Origin of the sequence: Paenibacillus sp. FSL M7-1414 (genome assembly GCF_038003195.1) — a bacterium.
Lineage (GTDB): Bacteria > Bacillota > Bacilli > Paenibacillales > Paenibacillaceae > Paenibacillus > Paenibacillus amylolyticus.
This window is the reverse complement of the sequence record NZ_JBBOOS010000001.1, coordinates 3,650,644-3,670,078: the sequence shown is the minus strand read 5'-3', so window position 1 is coordinate 3,670,078 and position 19,435 is coordinate 3,650,644. Positions and strand designations below refer to the sequence as shown.

The 19,435-nt window shown below is 42.1% G+C and carries 16 protein-coding genes; 6 read left to right on the top strand and 10 right to left on the bottom strand.

What is annotated here, in order from left to right:
• Positions 1–13: 13 nt before the first annotated feature.
• Positions 14–1,273 carry an amidohydrolase family protein gene (locus MHH92_RS15860; RefSeq protein WP_340904798.1) on the bottom strand — a complete coding sequence of 420 codons (1,260 nt, stop codon included), beginning with the start codon at positions 1,271–1,273 and terminating at the stop codon, positions 14–16.
• A 202-nt stretch (positions 1,274–1,475) separates the two neighbouring features.
• On the opposite strand from MHH92_RS15860, the gene MHH92_RS15855 reads away from it, so the two are divergent.
• Positions 1,476–3,137, top strand: coding sequence for a PucR family transcriptional regulator (locus tag MHH92_RS15855; protein WP_340904796.1), 1,662 nt, complete (start codon positions 1,476–1,478; stop codon positions 3,135–3,137).
• A 104-nt stretch (positions 3,138–3,241) separates the two neighbouring features.
• Here MHH92_RS15855 and MHH92_RS15850 read toward each other — a convergent pair whose 3' ends face one another.
• From MHH92_RS15850 to MHH92_RS15835, 4 genes are all read right to left on the bottom strand, one after another.
• Positions 3,242–7,045 carry a GH32 C-terminal domain-containing protein gene (locus MHH92_RS15850; protein WP_340904794.1) on the bottom strand — a complete coding sequence of 1,268 codons (3,804 nt, stop codon included), beginning with the start codon at positions 7,043–7,045 and terminating at the stop codon, positions 3,242–3,244.
• A gap of 66 nt (positions 7,046–7,111) precedes the next feature.
• On the bottom strand, positions 7,112–8,704 hold the full coding sequence (locus MHH92_RS15845; protein WP_340904793.1) for a glycoside hydrolase family 32 protein: 1,593 nt from the start codon (positions 8,702–8,704) through the stop codon (positions 7,112–7,114).
• 397 nt (positions 8,705–9,101) lie between these two features.
• Complete coding sequence (locus MHH92_RS15840; RefSeq protein ID WP_164783315.1) at positions 9,102–9,251, bottom strand: hypothetical protein; 150 nt, start codon at positions 9,249–9,251, stop codon at positions 9,102–9,104.
• A gap of 228 nt (positions 9,252–9,479) precedes the next feature.
• A complete protein-coding gene (locus MHH92_RS15835; protein WP_076253196.1) occupies positions 9,480–10,361 on the bottom strand; it encodes a LysR family transcriptional regulator in 882 nt (293 codons plus the stop codon).
• A 176-nt stretch (positions 10,362–10,537) separates the two neighbouring features.
• Between MHH92_RS15835 and MHH92_RS15830 the strand changes: the two genes are divergently transcribed.
• A complete protein-coding gene (locus MHH92_RS15830; protein WP_036615385.1) occupies positions 10,538–11,332 on the top strand; it encodes an SDR family oxidoreductase in 795 nt (264 codons plus the stop codon).
• Positions 11,333–11,360: 28 nt separating this feature from the next.
• Complete coding sequence (locus MHH92_RS15825; RefSeq protein ID WP_340904790.1) at positions 11,361–11,702, top strand: nuclear transport factor 2 family protein; 342 nt, start codon at positions 11,361–11,363, stop codon at positions 11,700–11,702.
• Positions 11,703–11,820: 118 nt separating this feature from the next.
• On the opposite strand, the gene MHH92_RS15820 is transcribed toward MHH92_RS15825, so the two are convergent.
• The 5 genes from MHH92_RS15820 to MHH92_RS15800 form a co-directional block, all read right to left on the bottom strand.
• Positions 11,821–12,915: a Ger(x)C family spore germination protein gene (locus MHH92_RS15820; RefSeq protein ID WP_076253195.1), complete on the bottom strand. Its 1,095-nt coding sequence runs from the start codon at positions 12,913–12,915 to the stop codon at positions 11,821–11,823.
• A 2-nt stretch (positions 12,916–12,917) separates the two neighbouring features.
• Positions 12,918–14,033 (bottom strand): GerAB/ArcD/ProY family transporter, encoded by a 1,116-nt coding sequence (locus MHH92_RS15815; RefSeq protein WP_076253194.1) that lies wholly within the window; start codon positions 14,031–14,033, stop codon positions 12,918–12,920.
• Positions 14,030–15,490 (bottom strand): spore germination protein, encoded by a 1,461-nt coding sequence (locus tag MHH92_RS15810; RefSeq protein WP_076253193.1) that lies wholly within the window; start codon positions 15,488–15,490, stop codon positions 14,030–14,032. The genes MHH92_RS15815 and MHH92_RS15810 overlap by 4 nt, the downstream gene beginning before the upstream one ends.
• Positions 15,491–15,836: 346 nt before the next feature.
• The gene (locus tag MHH92_RS15805) at positions 15,837–16,922 is read right to left on the bottom strand and encodes an L-dopachrome tautomerase-related protein (protein ID WP_340904789.1); all 1,086 of its coding nucleotides are present in this window, start codon (positions 16,920–16,922) and stop codon (positions 15,837–15,839) included.
• A 252-nt stretch (positions 16,923–17,174) separates the two neighbouring features.
• Positions 17,175–17,459 carry a hypothetical protein gene (locus MHH92_RS15800; protein ID WP_076210511.1) on the bottom strand — a complete coding sequence of 95 codons (285 nt, stop codon included), beginning with the start codon at positions 17,457–17,459 and terminating at the stop codon, positions 17,175–17,177.
• 187 nt (positions 17,460–17,646) lie between these two features.
• On the opposite strand from MHH92_RS15800, the gene MHH92_RS15795 reads away from it, so the two are divergent.
• Genes MHH92_RS15795 through MHH92_RS15785 form a run of 3 tightly spaced genes read left to right on the top strand, consistent with a single transcriptional unit; the run spans position 17,647 to position 19,420 of the window.
• Positions 17,647–17,889: a hypothetical protein gene (locus MHH92_RS15795; protein ID WP_036615405.1), complete on the top strand. Its 243-nt coding sequence runs from the start codon at positions 17,647–17,649 to the stop codon at positions 17,887–17,889.
• A gap of 11 nt (positions 17,890–17,900) precedes the next feature.
• Positions 17,901–18,287: a spore coat protein gene (locus tag MHH92_RS15790; RefSeq protein ID WP_047843178.1), complete on the top strand. Its 387-nt coding sequence runs from the start codon at positions 17,901–17,903 to the stop codon at positions 18,285–18,287.
• The gene (locus tag MHH92_RS15785; RefSeq protein WP_340904786.1) at positions 18,284–19,420 is read left to right on the top strand and encodes a zinc-dependent alcohol dehydrogenase; all 1,137 of its coding nucleotides are present in this window, start codon (positions 18,284–18,286) and stop codon (positions 19,418–19,420) included. Before MHH92_RS15790 ends, MHH92_RS15785 begins: the two co-directional genes overlap by 4 nt.
• Positions 19,421–19,435 lie beyond the last annotated feature (15 nt).

Below are 19,435 nucleotides of genomic sequence, written 5' to 3'. Positions count from 1 at the left end.
CCTTACTTCATAATTAGATTGTTTCCATCCCATCCGACAACCACGGTAATTCCAAAAGTTTTGAGTCAGTACAAGCTACCTGTAATCCCGATTTCCAAACCGTGCGGGCCTCCGGTTTATTAAGCAGAACTTCCCTTTCCGACCGCTCTCGGAACAATACCATATCAGCCGGAGCGCCAACCTTAACGCCATAATTATCAATGCCTAACGCCTGTGCTGCGTTATGCGTCAGCATGTTGGTCAAGATGAGCGCATCCCGTTTGCCACCCATGTACGAAGTAATCGCCAATAGCCAGGCAGCCTCAATTGGGTCTGTTTTGCCAAACGGCGTGAATGGGTTGCGCACATTATTGACGCCAATTGCCACATTCACTCCACAATCCTGGAGCAGTTTCACAGGAGTCAGACCTCTATGATAACCTTCTGGACCTTCTCTTCCATTCAAAAAGAGGTCCGTCATCGGTAGCGTAATGACGCTGATTCCGGCAAGACACAGAAGCTCCCCGATAGCCGAAGCTTCGTGTTCAGGGAGGGAACCGAGCGAGGTTACATGTCCGGCGGCTACATGCCCCTGCATGCCTGCAGCAATGGTCCTTTTTGCAATTTCCACAACGGCACGGTCGTTGGAATCGACCGAGAAATCCGCGTGAAAATCCAACGGTTTTCCGTACTTCCCTGCCAGACCAAATGCAAAATCCAAGTGCTCCCCCAGGTCTGCATCCTGATAAGTGATTCCTCCAATCACATCGGCTCCCATACGAACGGCCTCTTCCATCAGCTCAACAGTCCCCGGACTCTTGAACACCCCTTCTTGCGGAAAGGCAACTACCTGTAAATCCAGTTGATGTTTTAAGGATTGTTTGAGACGAAGAGCAGATTCGACAGCTCTGAGTCCAAGAACCGGATCGACCTCTGCTTGGCAACGCATATGGGTTACACCATTCCTGACGGCTTCCCGAATGACAACCAGCGAGCGACGATACATGTCCTCCCTTGTGAACGAACTTTTCAGTTTGGATGTTATCTGAATCGCGTCCTGGAGAGACTCCGCCTCCCGATCCATGGAATCCAGCAAATATGCTTTTTCCAAATGAATATGCGGCTCGACGAATCCGGGTAGCAATAAGCCCCCTTTGCCTTGCACTACACGAGAAGCTTCGGTTTTCCTTTCCCCGCATGGCGTGACAAATGCAATCTTGCCTGAGGATATCCCGACATCCATTCGCCTTTCATCCCCGGAAATCACCGTATCTGTGATAAGTAGATCAATCATTACATCCTCCGTTCATGTACGCTTTTATTACACGCAAGAAACACTTTAAGCATAATTCACTCCTTCTGAGAAATCATTGGATGAAAAGGATAAAAATAATTAGCAATATTGGATGATCAAACCAAAGATATTTACTCCACATGATCGTAGTGTTATATTACTTAACAATAAAATAACTTGTTCCAGAAAGGGATGGGTCGATGTGCTGCTGACAGATTTGCTGAAAAACGGCATTTACGATGATGCTAGAGTGATTACGGGGCATAAGGGGCTAGTACGTGAGGTTCAAACGGTCAACATTATGGACTGTCCGGATATCATTCGCTTTTTAAGGCCGAATGAGCTCTTGCTGACCAACGGCTTTTTCATGAAACAGCAGCCAGAGATGTTTATTCAACTAATCAGGGACATGCAGCGTCTTCAGTGCTCGGGGTTGGCCATCAAAACCAAGCGCTTTGAACTACCAATCCCTGATGAAATACTTTGGGAAGCGGATCAGAACGAATTTCCCATCATCGAAATTTCCGATGTCCGTCTATCCCTTGGCGAAATTTTGCAGCGATCGACCAGTGTGATTCTGAATAACAAGAGTGACGAACTGCAATATGCACTCAGCATCCACAAAAAATTCTCCGAGATGATCATGCGCGGCAAAGGAATTTCCAGCATTATCGATTCTCTGTCCAAACTGTTCTCATCCCCAGTCGTTCTATTAAACTACAAATGGCAAACTATCTCTGCTTCCAGCCAGAATACAAGTGTTGCTGAACTCACTGCAGCCGCTGTAAATACACTTCAAGACTTGTCCGATATTTCTAGTCCCACTTCGTTGTGCTTCATCAACCCATCAGTCCGAGAGCGTTGCTGCATGCTGGTATATCCAGTAAAAACTTACCGCCACGAAGGCTATTTGTTATCATTTCATTCACCGGATCAATGGACTGGGCTTTTCGGTCTGACGCTTGAGCAGGCCTCCAACGTCATTGGAATGGAGTTGACTAAATCACAGGCTGTCAAAGAGCGCTCCCGCAGGCACAAAAACGAATTCTTCTCCGATCTGATTGAGGGATATATCACGTCTGAGCAGGAGGCGCTGAACCGCGGCAAGAGATGTGGGCTTATCAAGGGGCGTGCAAGCGTCGTGCTGACCATGCGTAATGACGAGGTGCATCACATGCATCAAAGATTTCCTAATTACGAAGGTTCGGCGCCTCCGAAAGGAGATAATATCACGGAGCAAGAGGAGCAGTACGAGCACATCAAACGTGTTTTTGGTGGGTTAGATCATTCCTTCGTCATGTTTACCAAACATGATACCTACTGTCTTCTTCTATCTATCCCTGAGTCGGGGTGGGATGAGGCAAAAATCACCGAGCAGTTGTCAGGAATGCTTAAAGAGCTGCATGTTGAGACAGGACTGAGTCTGTCTATCGGCATTGGCAAACCTGCAACAAATGTACTCGGCGTTCGTCATTCTTATACAGAAGCGATTAATGCATTGCAATTCGGCTACTGGCTAAAACGAAAGCAATTCGTCCAATCTTACCAAGCCAAGGACATCGGATATTTATTCCACATGCTTCCCCACAACGAACTGAAACAATTTTACGACGCGACCTTAAACGGACTGCTGCAGATTGCAGACGAACATGAAAAAAAAGAGTTGCTGCGCACCTTAAACGCTTTTTACGATACACAATGCCAGCTTGTCGAAACATCCAAGCAACTTTTCGTTCATCGAAATACGGTGGTGTATCGACTGGAAAAGTGTGAAAAAATCCTGGGTGTGAAACTCAAAGATCCAACTGAAAGCTTACGAATCCGCATAGCGCTAGCCATCGAACCTCTGCTAGGACAAGATTAAAAGAAAAAAGCCGCTATAATAGCGACTTGAATTGAACATGTTCCCGTCCCGCGACACTTCTTTATTGGAATATCTATGAGATACGCCATCATGGAATAAATTTATTATTTCGTTAATATCCATTTTTGTCGATCAAGTGATGGATTCAGTTCACTTAGGAAGAGTTCGGTCCCATCCTCCGATACTTCTAATGCTTTTTGATGATGAGCTGAAGTAATATGAACTGATCCGTCTTTGTTCTCGTGAAGGACCCAACGCTGGTTATTGTACCCTAAATAATGATATAGCTGAAGTTTGTTTTGCCCTATATCCAGATCAAGCGTCTGCCCGGTCGTAGTACGAATTGAATACGAACCTGCTTTGTCGCCTGTCGGAACAAATACCCACTGCTGGACGGAAGCTGCACTTGCATCCTGCAGGGTAACCGGCTCCCCGTTGACAAGGTTCACGGTATAAATGGATTTCTGTGTTGCGGTATTTACAAGGCTGGACTTGGTGATGTTTGCAGGTTCACCGTTGCTCACATTGACGTTCTGATAAGATGCGGAGCCGCCAAATACATTCAGTCCAAAGTGGCCTTCTGCAAAAGTCCCATCCATGATATCTATGACTTTTTGACTGTCCACGTGAACGACAATATGCGGACCATTCGCTTCTATTTTCACCTTATACGTATGACCTGGCTGAATGAACGTTGGTACTTTTGCAAGAACCTGCCGTTCTTCAAATGCTCCATTGATTTTGTAGAACAGACGGATTGCTTTCATGTTAGGGTCTAGATTCAGATAATAACCACTGCGACCATCCTCGCTAGCCCTGAACAAAATAGAACCTGCCCCTCCTGTTTCACCAAGCATCATGTCTGCTTCATACGTAAAATTCCCAGCCTTCTCTTTGGCAATATAATTCGCATCGCTAAAATATTTACCACGAATCCCATGTGCGCTAACTAACCATGAAGCAGCAGACAGATCTTTAGTCCATCCACTCAGGTTTGTCCGGAACTCGCCACCTGAGACTTTAACAAGCACACTACTGGAAGTTTTACCATTCGGAGTAGATACAGTGACTGTGGACTCCCCTTCTTTTTTCGCCTTAATAACTGCGTGTGAATTGTCTACCAAGTCTATGGCTATTACGTCGTTATTACTGGAATTCCACTTAAGCGGTTGAACGCCTAAACCTGGTCCATACTCGACCATCGCTTGCAGTGTATCCGACTCGCCTACCCCCAGTTCCCGAACGCTCGTATCCATCTTTATTTGAGCTTTTGAAGGAATGTCCTCATTCCAGACAGATTGAAGTTGATGCACTTTCAAGGAAACAACGTTCACATTCCCACCTTTCACGTAAAAACTCATCGCTCTACTAGCAGGATCCGGAAATATTACATCTGAAAAGACGACTTTGCCGTCGTTACCAAAGGCTTCAACAGAAGACTCATCCACAAGAATACGCATCTTGATCCGGTTATTCTCCATTTGCGCAGGCGCTTCATGTTTCTTACTGAAAAGATTAGAAAAATCCGTTTCACCGGATGCAGTTCGGTCCACAAACATACGACTATCACTTGCCTTATAACCCACGACTGTCTTCTGATTTGCACCCTCACGAATGTTAAAGCCAAACTCGGTCGCTGTAATGGTTTCAGGGATTTCAATTTCAGCTTCAATTTCGTAAGCACCTGAAATAATACCTTTTAGCAGATTCCCGGAAGAAGGACTCACCGACTTGTTAGAAGCAGAGTACAACGGTTTACGCAGTGATTCCAATTCTTTGATTGGACTTTGCGCCATCCGAATTCCATCTTTGGTTGTTACCAATGATACTTCTCTCGGAATGGTTAGTTCACCTTTCCAATTGGACGTTGGGAAAGCGAACGGATAGTCCCAATTCGTCATCCACGCCATCATCACTGTGCGATGATCAGGCATATTAGCGAAAGACATCGAAGCGTAAAATTCTTTACCAAAATCTGTTCTTAACACCTTACCTGCCGGATTATCGTTCACGAATTTACCATCAGCTGTTAAATGACCGATAAAATACTCGGCATCTGATCCGCCTGTTTTGGGATTCGCTCCTGTACTGATCATCATAACCCACTTCTTCTGTGATGTTCCGTCTACCGGAAGCTGGAACAAATCAGGGCATTCCCATACGCCTCCGCGGACGTAATCCCCATATCCCCAATTATCTGTCAATGTCCAGTCAAGTAAGTTCGTTGACGTGTAGAAACGAATATGATCTCCTCCGGACACAACCATAACCCAGCGGTTATTCTCATCATCACGGATCACTTTCGGATCGCGGAAATCCCAATTCCCAGCTTCATTTCCGCTCTTACCCGGGTTCTCGATCACAATCGGGCGTTCCTTCGAATACTCCCAAGTACGACCTTGGTCTTTACTGTAAGCCAGACCTATACGCTGGTTTCCATTCGGGCTATCCGGATTAAAGGAAGTATAGTATGCAATAAGGCCCTTGCCTCCTGAATCTCCGAATAAACCAGATGCATTTGTCATATCCGCAACAGCCGACCCAGACCAGACATGTCCGTGATCATTCCAGGGAAGTGCAATCGGAAGCCGTTTCCAGTTCAGCATATCTTTACTTACCGCATGCGCCCATGTTCCTCCATCCTGATGAAAGAGATGATATTCTCCTTCGAAGTAGACAAGTCCATTCGGATCACTCGCTGAACCACGTATTGGCGTGTAGTGATATTGTGGACGATATATCTCATTGTAATATTGGCTCAGTTCCGTCACATAAGTATCCTGGAAGTAAGCCGTCCCCTTTTTTACGAGGATTCCAGTACTTCCACTCCTGTAGGTTGAATCTTTCACGTCAATCGCGGCCGTAGTGTATCCGTCCAGGAAGACCTGAATTCGATCTCCCTTTGCCTTGATTTCCACATGATGTTTGGCTCCCATCTGACTTGGATAAGTACGTTGCGAACTTGCAATTACTGTTCCTTTTGTATCCGTCAAACTTACACGGACCTGATCTCCTTCCTTCGTAAGAGTAGCTTCATATCCTTCAGCTCCATCGCTTGAAGATCGAAATGCGAGAGCTGCAATAGAATCAGGACGAAGGGTAATATTCCCTTCATACACCATATCAGTCGCATTTTTATTATAGATTTGCTGTGCTTTGCTCCCCTGTTCTACTGTCCCTCTTTTGCCGTTGATATCAGGCTGCCATTTTCCCTTGCTAGAAATCACCGTCCCCAAATTACCTTTCAGATCGCTCACAACGATGTTCGAAAACAAGGCGGATCCATCCCATACATGGAGTCCAAGCTTTCCGCTTTGATACGAAATGTCTTGAACATCAATCAATGGTTTATATTGATTGCCCCAATATACTTTTAGCGAGGAACCCACTGCCTTCACTTTGAGATGATAGATTTGCCCCATTTCAACAGAAACTTTACGCTCCTCCTTTAATTTCCCATCTCCATTTCTTGCATCTCTTAATCGAATCAGACCTGCTTCCGGAACGATTTGCAGCATGTACGAGCTAAAGCCATCCTCATTAGATCGAAACAACAATGTTGCATCTGCCTTCGTATCCCTGATCATGACATCAGCTTCATAGATAAAATCATCGGACACTGTCTCTGAGATGGCCATTACATTTTCTTTAGGCTGTGAAGTCAGCAAGATTCCTTCTGAAGTATCCTCTAATCCACCTTTTCCTTTCACTTGCCAGCCTATCAGATTGGTATTTGATTTGGATGCGCTTTCAAAAATATCAAGCTCCTCCTTTGCCTGTTTATTTGTTTCCTGATCAGCAAGTACAGCACTAGCCGCAAATGATTTAGATGTAAAAATCCCGTTTGAAGTCAGAGTTAATCCCGTTGCCATCAGAAGACATATTGCGAATTTAGATTTATCTTTCATTCCATACCCTCTTTTCTAATAATATTGTGAAGTTGGTTCAAATTTAATTGGTTTTGGACAACCAGTTCAGTTCGGTTGATTTTCCCAAATGCTTACGAGATCATTGATTTGAAGCGACACGACCTTTAGTTCTCCGCCAATGGCATAGAGTTCCAGTCCTCTACTTCCCGAGTCGGGGAAAATCGTGTCTGAAATGATAGTTGTCCCATTGTTGCCAAAGATCTCTACACTTGACCAATCAACATAGATGCTCAACTGTAACCGTTTATGCTCTGGCTTCATAGGGGCATTGTGTTTTGCAGCAAAATCAGGATGGAAATCAACAGCGTTTGACTTCGTTCGATCGACAAACAACTCCTCATCCAAGACATTATATCCGATGACTGTCTCCTGGTTGGAAGAGGAAGACTTTCGCACCTTGAACCCAAATTCTATTGCATTACCAATTTCGAATTCCGCAATAATTTCCATCTTTGCAGCAGAAACAGCAGACAAAACGTTCATATCTGGTTTAATCGTAATGTCTTGTAGAGACAGAATTGATTTTCTGAGTTGATTTAACTCAGTTATGGGTGCTTGAATTAAGCGAAGTCCTTCCGAATACGTCCTGAGCTGAATCTCACGTGGGATGGACATATGACCACGCCATTCTTTAGAAGGAAGAGTGGAAGCATAACGCCAATTATTCATCCAGCCGACCCAAATCTTTCGCCCATCCTCATTCGGGATACCGTCCCAGGTCACGGCCGCGTAAAAGTCAGATCCGTAATCTATCCATTGGATTGTATCGAATGATTCCAATGTTTCATCTAGTGTAAAAGCCTTACCATCAAAGTGACCTATAAAATACATCATGCCAGAACCGCCTGCGGGTGGTTCTGAATCGTTTGGATTTACGCCATTTCTATCTCCGACACTTAGTGTCAGAATCCATTTAGTGGTATTAGGGTCCTCATCCACTTGGAGTTTAAAAACATCAGGACATTCAAAAATTCCACGATGGATGCCCGGAATATCAGAACCGAAACCGCTTGCATAAGACCAATCCTTAAGATTCGAAGATGTGTAAAATTCTACACGGTCGCTAACAGCAAGAACCATTATCCAGTTTGAAGATTCTTCATGCCAGAATACCTTTGGGTCTCGAAAGTCTAGCGTCTCCGTGGGGAATAAAACAGGGTTACCTTCATATTTTGTCCAGGTTCTACCTTTGTCCTTGCTGTAAGCGATGCTTTGAACCTGCGGTTTACCGGGTTGAGTGCTGTTATCATTATTAGTATAAATTGCAACCAATCCTGATCCTGCTTCGTTGAAGAATCCGCTTGTATTGTTCTTATCGACTACCGCACTTCCCGAAAAGATCGCTCCATCTACCCCGGGCGAGATGGCTGGTGGAAGTTCATCCCAATGTACTAAATCATTACTTACTGCATGCCCCCAATGCATTCTGCCGAAGTCAGGCTGCGTATCATGGGGAGTATATTGGTAGAAAAGGTGATATTCTCCTTCGTAATAAACCATTCCGTTAGGATCGTTAATCCAATTTTCCTTAGGGGAATAATGTATTTGCGGTCTATATTCATTTTTATAAATAAAGTTTTCTGGACCTTTGCTGATATTATTTTCACCTGATAGATGTACTTTTTTAATTTTATTCACGCTCCCTTAAGGCTATTTAAAATCTCAAAGAAGTAATATGCATTCCTTATTAACAAAATAAGCCACCTGTTTTCATTTGTCAAAGTATTTTTGTATAAATGAACATTATTTTTTATGTATATATATGTTTTGGTTTACATTTGCACAATTTATGGCTGATTATAGAAAATAACAATTTTTTAGTTAAGTTGATCTAATCATTTCTTTATTATTTCAAACCCATTGGTTTACAAATGTAAAAAAAGGTTGTATCTAAACTTCTCTTTACTTGTTCAGCAAAATATCGTTAGTATTAAACCTAATATTACCGATAAAACAAAAAAAGCCGCTAAAATAGCGACTTCAATAGGAATATGCTCTTGTCTCTTAACATGTTCTAAATAAATTAACGGCTCGCTTATGCTTTAACAACTTCAACCTTTTTATCCCCTGCTGACTTCGCTACCTCTAACGTTGTGTTACCTTGGATAGTGACTATTAGGCCAGTAGCCAGCATAGAAACAATTAAAGCTGCGCTGAGGGCTGTGGAAATTTTCTTCTTGACCATAACCATTCCTCCGATATCTATTATGTTGTGTTATGCGGCTCAAAGAACTATGATGAGCCGGGTGTGACTAGATATTACAATATTTCACTTTTTTGTTGGGCAATCTACCTGGTGATTGTATTATAACGTACTGCCAATGATTGTAAAAGGATTTTTTCCTTGTGTTCAAATACAATAAAGTATGATTGTTTTCTCAGAATTTCTTTTCAAAACTAAAAAATTTGACGGTCATTCTCCTTGATGTAAAGTATCCACATATTCAATAAACCTTTTCGCTGCTGGGGAAATATTATGATCATCTCTCCACTTTAATCCTATTTCCCAGTACCATCCTTCATCAATAATAGGGATCCAGACCAATTCATCTAACATCAACCCCAACGTCTTAGGTAGTACTGATACACCTAGACCCGACTTTATAAAACCGGCTACAGTGATCAGGTCCTCCGCTTCATAAGCCGAAGCAAGAAAAAATCCGGTATGTCGGAACCGGGATATGATCGTTGCTTTTAATCCACAATTGTTTTTCAATCCAATAAATGGCTCGCCAGACAGCTCTGCCAAACTAAGAGCGCTACAAGCTGCATAACGATGTTGGGAGGGAACAACAATGTATAAAGGAACATTTTTAATCGTCTTCCAGTGATGATTATTCAAAGTAGATTCCCTCGATGTAATCATAATATCCGAGAATCCTTGCTCCAGATGTTCATCAATATCTCCTAAGTTCCCTTGTGTCAATTCGAACCGAACTTTGGGATACTTCAATTGATAACTTCGAATTAGGCTAGGGATCAATTCAACACCGAGAATATTTAGATAAGACAACGTAATCACACCAGTATCCGGATTGGACCACTCTTCGATTTCTCTTAGACCATTTTCAATATTATGTAGGGCTCTACCAATCCATTTAGAGAACATAGTACCGTTTCGGTTCAGCTTAATATTTCGTCCATTTCGCTCAAATAAAGGAGCTCCTATCTCGTTTTCAAGCTTGGCAATTGCATGACTTAACGCTGGCTGAGTAATACCGAGTTTTTTGGAGGCTAAGGTCATATGTTCAAGCTGTGCAACGGTCATAAAGTATTCCAATTGTGTAAGTTCCATTAAAACAACCCTCCATATATTAATAATATTCATCATTTCTATTATTATAATAAATTGGACGTTATGAAAGTAGCAAGTGTAGTATTAGTTCTAGCTCCTCTCGAACAACACATTAAGGTTTAGAGACAGAGCAATTTCAAATTAATCATCGAATACCATCACTAGGAGGAATAGTTATGCATAAAGAATTTGAGTTCTCTGTATCAGAATTTAAAGGTAAAAGGGTGCTTGTAACCGGAGGAACAAAGGGAATGGGGCAAGCAGTTGTGAAAAGACTTGCAAACGGCGGAGCTACAGTTCTTACTACTGCCCGTTCCCTATCTGCTGACTTGCCAAATTCGGTCAAATTTGTGCAAGCAGATGTCGCCACACCTGAAGGTGTAGAGCAAATAATTACAGCAGTAAAAGAGCAACTTGGAGGTATCGATATTATCGTCCATTGCGTAGGTGGATCAACGACACCACCAGGAGGCGCACTTGCATTGAGTGATGAGGATTGGCTTCATACATTAAATTGGAATTTACTCGCAGCAGTTCGACTTGATCGTGGCTTAATTCCACTTATGTTAGAAAATAATTCAGGCGTTATTCTTCATTTCACTTCCATCCAGAGACGTTTGCCTTTATATGAAACTACATTGGCTTATGCGTCTGCCAAAGCCGCGCTGGCTAATTATAGCAAGGGATTATCAAATGAATTTTCCCCACAAGGAATTCGCATAAATACGTTGTCTCCTGGGTTTATTCAGACAGAAGCAGCTGACGCATTAATTGATCGGATCGCAACTGAAACCGGAAGTCGAGAAAGTGCCCTTGAACAACTTATGACTTCACTCGGAGGTATTCCAATTGGTCGGCCAGGATTTCCTGAAGAAGTCGCTGAGCTGGTCGCATTTCTGGTCTCAGACCGAGCAGCATCTATTACAGGTAGTGAATATGTCATAGATGGGGGAACTATCCCTACCGTCTAATAATTAATTAATAAAGGGAGAGAACAATATGGATCTCAATCATTTACCGTCTGTAATTGCCAAATACATTACTGCATCTAACAAGCCAGACCCAGTAGTATTTGTAGATTTTTTTTCAGAAAATGCCGTTGTGATGGATGAAGGAAAAAAGCGAAATGGCAAACAGGCGATTCGGAAATGGAGTGATCAAAACCATTTCGCGGCGAATGTAACGTTAGAGCCAACAAAAGCCAAAAAAATAGGTGATGAAATTGTGTTAACATGCAAGCTGGATGGTACCTACGATAAGACGGGTCTACCCGATCCGCTATTATTGGATTATCATTTTGTTATTGTTGACGATAAGATCATTAGACTTTCCATTTTCTAAAGATATCCAAATGGCTTGTCCGCCACGGGCTGCAGTAATAAGCTCTCTTTGTACATGATTTGAACAAAAAGATGCCCCCACAATGATGTATTTGATCATGTAGGGGGCATCTTTTAAATCACGACAGCCGTTCAACATTAATCAAAGGCTGTATTTTGATATCGAAGTCAACATTAATTTTCATATTGTCCCAATATTTTAACCATTGCTCTTCCGTTAGTTCTTTAGAAAACGGCTTAAGTGAATGTGTTCCGACCTCTAAGGGATCCACTTTCAACCGTTGCATACTTTTTAATAATTCTGATGTTTGTTCCTCAAGGTATACCTCAATCTCATGAATTAAATGTTCCAATTGTTCCTCGCTTTGAATATTCTTTTCTCCCTGGTATTCCTCAATTCTTCCTTTCAATCCCACACGTAAAGACAAGGATGAATAATCACTCGATAGATTCATGCGAATATTGGATCGAACACGTCCTAAACTGATAGATAACTTTGGAATGGCCAAGACTTTTAAGAAATGATCGTTATCCAGAAGTTGAAAAATTTCATCACTTACGTCTTGAGTAACCATTACTTCTTTATCATTTCGGAAGAAGGCCGTTCCTACGTAATTGAAATTGTTCTTATCCGCATGAAATACCGGCAGGATCGGATCCTTAAGAGGGGAATATAACATCTTCATGAATTGATGAATATTGACAATGCTCATTTCACCTTGGTTATGTTCCTCGTAATGCTTTAACATCCGATAAAGAAAATAATCTTGGTTTTCTTGCTTCGTCAATTGATTTTTTATGTATTCATCAAAATCTCCTCTGACAATCAATAAATAGACACGCATTGAAATATCGGGATCAACCAATATCGTATTGATCAGCTTTTCAATGCCTTCTTTTTTGGCCAGTTCCTCATTGATTAATAACATTCGCAGCTGCCCCTGTTTTAATTCCCGATAATAAATTAAATTAAACTCCTTGCCTCCCTGCTTTAACAGATCAACTTCCTTGGAGAGAAATCGTTTTTTTTCTTTGATGAGTGGTGGTACTAAAGTGCTGATTTTAAACTTTCCCTCCGTTCCCTTGTCAACCGACCAGAAAACTACCGGAGCGATCTCTTCGATCATATTGTTCTCGGCATATGGAGAAGAGCAACCGGTCATCCACATAAGGCTTACAATCGCCAATAAACCATAATGCTTGTATGGTATCATGCCTACACACTCTCCTTTCGTTTAACCATAGTGAAAAGGATCGTAGGAACAAGTAAATAAATGAATGCACCAAGCCAGATTTGAATGTTCAGTAACATCTTTTGACCCGGAACCGTTTGCCATAACCATTGATCCATTATGATAATACTTATCAAAATGACAAACCAACTCGACAATAATCCGATCCGAGTTGTGCTTTTGTTCATTTTCTTCATAAAGACTCTTCCAGCTCCATATAAACACAACAAAAGAATTGAAATGTCAAATACATAATTAAACATATGGAAAGAGATAAGGATGTAATCGATTCGTTCTAAACCACTCATTTGAATGTAACTTCCCATATATACTACCGGAAAGTTGATCTTGCTTAAAAAGTTTGAACCGTAAAACAATACCGAAGCAATGAACAATAATGAATATTCCATAATCGTCAGCATGTTTCCAATGACAAGATATTTTGATATTTTTTTATTGGAGCTTAACCATGGAACCATAAAGGCCAAATATACTGGACCGGAAAATGCCGACCAAATAAACAACAAGCCCTGCCATGAATGTCCTGACCATTCGGTGGGGATTAGAGGATACAAATCGCGGTAATTTGCAATCGTTGGAAAGAAAAAGGGAATAAACATGATTAAGATCCACGCCCCGCAAAGAAAGGCGATAACGACAAAACGCAATGTTTTTTCCATGCCATGTGAAGCCACAAATAAACTGATCGAAAGAATAACTAGGATCAGCCACTTTTTATTCATTGATGGATATATAAAATTATGGAGCATTTCAACGTAACCCAGTGTGATGATTGAAATTTTTAACAGTATTATTACAAAACCAAGTATTGCGAAAACTTGAACCGCCCGTTTCCCAAAAAGCTGTACAAATCCTTGATAGCCTTTCGATGCATAACTGGAAGTAAACCATTTGGATAGCATCATCAAATTAAGTTGGGACAGTAGCCCCAAGGCGACAATTCCCCAAACCATATAGGAATGAACCAAATAAACCGGCATGATTAAAATAAAATAATGCATTTGCGTTCGATTAACTAATAAAAGGAAATGGATGCCGCCAAGGGTGGAAGTTTGATTGAATAGGGATAAAGTCTTCATTTCTTCATCTTCTCCTGTCGCCATTTCTGTAGTGGTTTTAGATTATGCGGACGCGTTTTCATCCAAATCAAAGGCCCGCGAATAAAGAGGTCAATCCAATCCTTCCCATAAAAAGGTGAAAGCGGCGCTAAATAAGGTTGACCTAATGACGTTAATGCATGGAGATGCGCAAGAATGCCGATTATCCCGACCACGATTCCTGGCAGCCCAAGAAACGATGCAAGGATAAGAAGAAGCAATTGCAACAGAACCATGGATTTTGTCATTTGATAATTGGGAACTAAAAAGAAAGCAATAGCGGATATACCCATCAAAACAATTAATACTTTACTTGCAAAGCCTGCCTCTACAGCCGCTTGTCCAATGACAATACCACCGATAACCCCTAGAGTTTGACTGGTTTTGGTCGGCATTCGCAAACTTGCTTCTTTGATGATTTCCAGCGTTACGATCATGAAAATTCCTTCCACAAACGGAGTAAAGGGCAATTTGCTTCTCGATTCCAATAATACGAAGAGAATCGGCAGCGGAACCATTTGGTAATGAAATGTCGTTAACGCAACATAAAAAGGAATCATCGTCAAAGAAATAATAAAACTTCCATACCTCATTAAACGTAAAAAACTGGCTACCGGCCAACGAAGGAAGTAGTCTTCTGGCGATTGGAATAGATGGAATAATGTAATGGGACAAATTAAAGCAAACGGTGAATTGGAGACTAATAAAGTCAGCTTACCCTCACCTAAGGCGAAGGCGCAGGCATCCGGCCGATCCGTTTGTAGAAACTGGGGAAAGACCGTATGGTTATGATCTTCAATAAAAGCTGCAAGCTGTGCGGAGTCTAAAAACTGATCGAAATCCACACTTTCAATTTTCTCTCTTGCAAGGGAAACAAATTCCGGATTAATTATTCCGTCTATGTACATTAACACAACTTTTGTTTTACTCAGTGATCCTATAGTGAAGCTTTCCGTTTTTAATGTCGTTATAGGCAAACGTCTGCGCAACATTGTAATGTTATTATCGATTTGTTCGCTGAAGCTATCTTTCGCTCCATATATAACCGTTTCCGTTTGGGAAGGTTCAATTGCCCGGCCAAGAGGATTTTCCAACTGTATGCCTAGCCATTGATCGTTGACTGAATCGTATAGAAGAATATATCCTTGCATTATTTTTTGCCCAGCATCTTCGATCGATATAACTTCTGAAACATCAGAATTGATTATGCATGAAGAAAGCGAATTTCCGCCTGATTGATGAAGTGGCTGAATAATCGCCTCGTTTAAACGCTCTTGATCTATTAACGTTTTTATAAATAAAAGATGGACTGAAGCACTCGTACCTATTTTGTGCTCAATGATTTCGGCATCTTCCATATGGTTTAATATCTGTTTTAAATCATCAAGCCATGTAGACTTTTGATGATTTTTCATTTGAGGCTCGTGTTTTTCAACCATGGTCGTCTCCTTTATCAAAGTAATAAAATGGTGATAAGGTTAATATCTTGTCCTGTAATCGAAAAATCATACGACCGGCAATTTGTAGTTTAACAGCAATATCGGGAACAACATGCTACCAGATTAATCTTAATCGAATGAGTGTATTATGGTACCCTACCCTTTGTATCTGTCTCCGGCTTTCCTCTTGGGCGACAAAAAACAAAAAGACAGGCATCAACTGATACCTGTCCCTATCTTAAGTTCATTAGAATTACTATATTGCCCTTAGATAAAGGGCCTACGGTCCCGCAAAATGAACTGAATAATCTGCTATTAAAATCTGCTTTGAAAAGTGGGATGTATATCAAAAGGTAGGAGCAGGTAATTCATCAATTTTCAAACGTAGTAAAATGTACGGTTTTTGTCGCAGGTCTCTTCCATAATGAAATCTCGCCTGCCTATGTAATTGGTTCACAATCACATATAAGTATTGATCCGGACCAATAGAAAAAGTATCCGGCCATAAAATTCGGGGATCATGGGCGATGGTTTCCATGATTCCATTTGGCAATATCTTTCGAATACTATCGTTTTCGTAATCTCCAGCATAAACGTTTCCTTTAGCGTCTGTGATCATCCCATCAGATGCACCCTTCTCTCCCCAATACTGCACAAGATCACTTAACTTAAAATCCGGTATCGTTCTGTCTCTTAACGATTCTGTTGAGATAGAGAATAACTGGCGACTGGTTAATGGACAATAGAATAACATTTTTCCATCAGGGGAAATCGCTATACCATCAGAGGCCAATCGAAACGGAGATGTCGAACCATCCGCGTTTCGATTCATCAAAATTTCACCTTCCACTTTCGGCACAAAATACGGATCGGGTGAGGTCGAGCTTGCTCCATGCAACCGTCTATACGCATTTCCGTTTTCTAAATTTACGACGATAATAGCGCCTGGCCCATTGGAAGAAGAATCCGTTATATATGCGTAACCTGCTTTTCCTACACGAAAGTCAAATCGGACATCATTCAGATACGTTGTTGGCAAGACTACATCATCTGCAAATGTATATACTTTTCTTATTGTATTTGTTTCTAAATCTACCGCGACTAATTTTGCTCCTCCTTTAATTGGCTCAGAAAAATTTGGTGCAGCTGTGTCCAGTACCCACAAGGTTCCCCTTCCATCTGCAACAACACTTTGGACACTGATGAAGGACATAACGATATTCAATGGGTTGATCAAATTCGTTTCTACATTAGGATAAGGTTGCATCTCACCCTCAACAATTTCCGCTACCGTAAATCTTACGTCATCTCCCCATTTTGGAAAGCAAATGAAGATACGCCCGGTTTCGGATACACTAACGCCTGTAGGCATAGCCCCGTAAAAGGAATGAACGAGTTCTAACTTACCAAAATATTCTTCCATAGGTAACATAGGCAGTATGATGTCCTCCTCAACAAGGTTGAATAGATATTACCTATAATTATGTTCAAGACTTATTCTAATGCCTCTCCCTTAATCATTCTTTTTCAACCTTCATTTTGAAATTGTCCGATAGATCTAAAAATACAAAAAACTTCGGCGTAAGCCGAAGCATGTTGACGGTAACTATATGTGTTCTAGGAAAAATGCTTCCTCCGATCGTCAACGCAAAACTTTGCCAAGCTTATCAGTACCAAAACCGTTTTATTGTTGGTCCGGTAAACCTAATGCATTGGCTGAAGTTATCGCTTGATCTAAAAATTCCTCTGCTCGGGTCAATTGCTGCCTGGCAATCTCCAACGCTTGTGAATTTGTTGCCGCATTAGATTCACTTAACGAGCTTATTGCCTGATTTAAAGCCGTCTGCACCTCAGAAACCGCGTTAGATGCATGCTGCTCCAGCGTATTACTACCACTCGAGTTAAGTGCATCTTCTGCCGGTTTTCTTGCGTTTTCGGTTGCTAGATCAATTTTGTTTTTATTGGGCACCGTGACTCCTCCTTCCTTCAGTAAAATCATTCATTTAAACAGAAATAAGTATGGGATTGAGATTTTGTTTATATCCCTGCGACTGTATGGGAATATTCGGATCTTATCTCTCCGGTGATCCATATTAGTATAAGATCCGATGCATTGGAAAATCTAATCTTGATGAAAAAGGAGGGATCATTTCTGAATGGCTAATCCAACGCTAGCGCCGCACGAATCGATGGAACTGCATGAAGCGTTAAACTTCAAAACGCTCTGCATCGCTAAGTCGAAACTTATGCAAGGCCTGGTCTTTGACCAAGAGCTAAAAGCATTAATGCAGAAAGACGTAATTCAATCCATACAACAGATCGCTGAGCTGCAAGCAATCTACGCAAGAGCTCCTTTTCAAGCACCCGTTCCGAATAATCCGACACCTATAACACATTAAGGGGAACTCAGATGAATACCGATTATTTAGATCCGATTAATTCATTGAATATGCCGGAAATGGCAGATATGACTTTTGCCATGGACTTCCTTCTTCGTGCCAAGGAGGGTGTACGTAATTTGTCCATCGCCCTGACGGAAACGGCTTCACCGGATGTAAGAGCCCTGTTGCATACTCATCTGAAGCAGGGAATTGCAATGCACCAAGAAATCTCGGAGCTCATGATTCGCAAAAAATGGTTTCATCCTTATGAGCTGAACGAACAGTACCAACTCGATCAGCTTTCGGCGAAAAATACGGTGATGATCGGGCAGATGAATCTGTTCCCGGGTGATACGTCACGTAAAGGGATGTTTGATCGGACCCCAGATGAACATATTGGAGGACATAAAGCATGAAGGCGGTAACGTATCAAGGGGTTAAAAATGTCGTGGTCAAAGAGGTGCCGGATGCGAAGATTGTGAAACCGGACGATATGATCGTAAAGATCACCAGTACCGCGATTTGCGGTTCTGACCTTCATCTTATTCACGGGATGATCCCTAACCTTCAGGAAAACTATGTCATCGGACATGAGCCGATGGGGATCGTAGAAGAAGTGGGCCCTGGCGTGACCAAGGTAAAAAAAGGCGACCGCGTAATCATCCCGTTTAACATCGCATGCGGAGAATGCTTTTTTTGCAAAAATCAGCTGGAAAGCCAATGTGACAATTCCAACGAGCACGGGGATATGGGCGCATATTTCGGCTACTCCGGAACGACCGGCGGATATCCCGGCGGGCAAGCGGAGTATTTACGGGTCCCATTTGCTAATTTTACCCACTTTAAGATCCCTGAAAACTGCGAACAACCGGACGAAAAGCTAAGCTTGATCGCCGATGCCATGACGACGGCATTCTGGAGCGTAGATAACGCCGGCGTTAAAAATGGAGATACGGTCATTGTGCTCGGCTGCGGCCCGGTCGGACTCCTGGCCCAGAAGTTCTGCTGGCTGAAAGGAGCTAAGCGGGTCATAGCCGTCGACTATGTCGATTACCGCTTAAAGCATGCGAAGCGAACAAACAATGTGGAAATCGTAAACTTCGAACAGGATAAGAATATTGGGAACACTCTCAAGGAAATGACCAAAGGCGGCGCCGATGTTGTCATTGATGCGGTAGGAATGGACGGCAAGATGAGCGATCTTGAATTTCTAGCCAGCGGTATGAAACTGCAAGGCGGCACCATGAGCGCATTTATCATTGCATCTCAGGCTGTTCGCAAAGGTGGCACCATTCAAGTCACTGGGGTATACGGCGGACGTTATAACGGATTCCCGCTCGGTGATATCATGCAGCGAAACGTGAATATCCGTTCCGGACAAGCTCCGGTCATTCACTACATGCCATACATGTACGAGTTGGTTACGTCTGGCAAAGTGGACCCTGGCGACATTGTTACGCACGTCATTCCGCTCAACGAGGCCAAACGGGGCTATGAAGTGTTCGATACAAAAACGGACGATTGCATTAAAGTCATCTTAAAGCCTTAAATATGAATAGATACA

Excerpts from the sequence above, each read along its gene's own strand:
- MHH92_RS15860 (WP_340904798.1), bottom strand. The coding sequence starts at position 1,273 with ATGATTGATCTACTTATCACAGATACGGTGATTTCCGGGGATGAAAGG.
- MHH92_RS15850 (WP_340904794.1), bottom strand. The coding sequence starts at position 7,045 with ATGAAAGATAAATCTAAATTCGCAATATGTCTTCTGATGGCAACGGGA.
- MHH92_RS15840 (WP_164783315.1), bottom strand. The coding sequence starts at position 9,251 with ATGGTCAAGAAGAAAATTTCCACAGCCCTCAGCGCAGCTTTAATTGTT.
- MHH92_RS15835 (WP_076253196.1), bottom strand. The coding sequence starts at position 10,361 with ATGGAACTTACACAATTGGAATACTTTATGACCGTTGCACAGCTTGAA.
- MHH92_RS15830 (WP_036615385.1), top strand. The coding sequence starts at position 10,538 with ATGCATAAAGAATTTGAGTTCTCTGTATCAGAATTTAAAGGTAAAAGG.
- MHH92_RS15825 (WP_340904790.1), top strand. The coding sequence starts at position 11,361 with ATGGATCTCAATCATTTACCGTCTGTAATTGCCAAATACATTACTGCA.
- MHH92_RS15820 (WP_076253195.1), bottom strand. The coding sequence starts at position 12,915 with ATGATACCATACAAGCATTATGGTTTATTGGCGATTGTAAGCCTTATG.
- MHH92_RS15815 (WP_076253194.1), bottom strand. The coding sequence starts at position 14,033 with ATGAAGACTTTATCCCTATTCAATCAAACTTCCACCCTTGGCGGCATC.
- MHH92_RS15810 (WP_076253193.1), bottom strand. The coding sequence starts at position 15,490 with ATGGTTGAAAAACACGAGCCTCAAATGAAAAATCATCAAAAGTCTACA.
- MHH92_RS15805 (WP_340904789.1), bottom strand. The coding sequence starts at position 16,922 with ATGTTACCTATGGAAGAATATTTTGGTAAGTTAGAACTCGTTCATTCC.
- MHH92_RS15795 (WP_036615405.1), top strand. The coding sequence starts at position 17,647 with ATGGCTAATCCAACGCTAGCGCCGCACGAATCGATGGAACTGCATGAA.
- MHH92_RS15790 (WP_047843178.1), top strand. The coding sequence starts at position 17,901 with ATGAATACCGATTATTTAGATCCGATTAATTCATTGAATATGCCGGAA.
- MHH92_RS15785 (WP_340904786.1), top strand. The coding sequence starts at position 18,284 with ATGAAGGCGGTAACGTATCAAGGGGTTAAAAATGTCGTGGTCAAAGAG.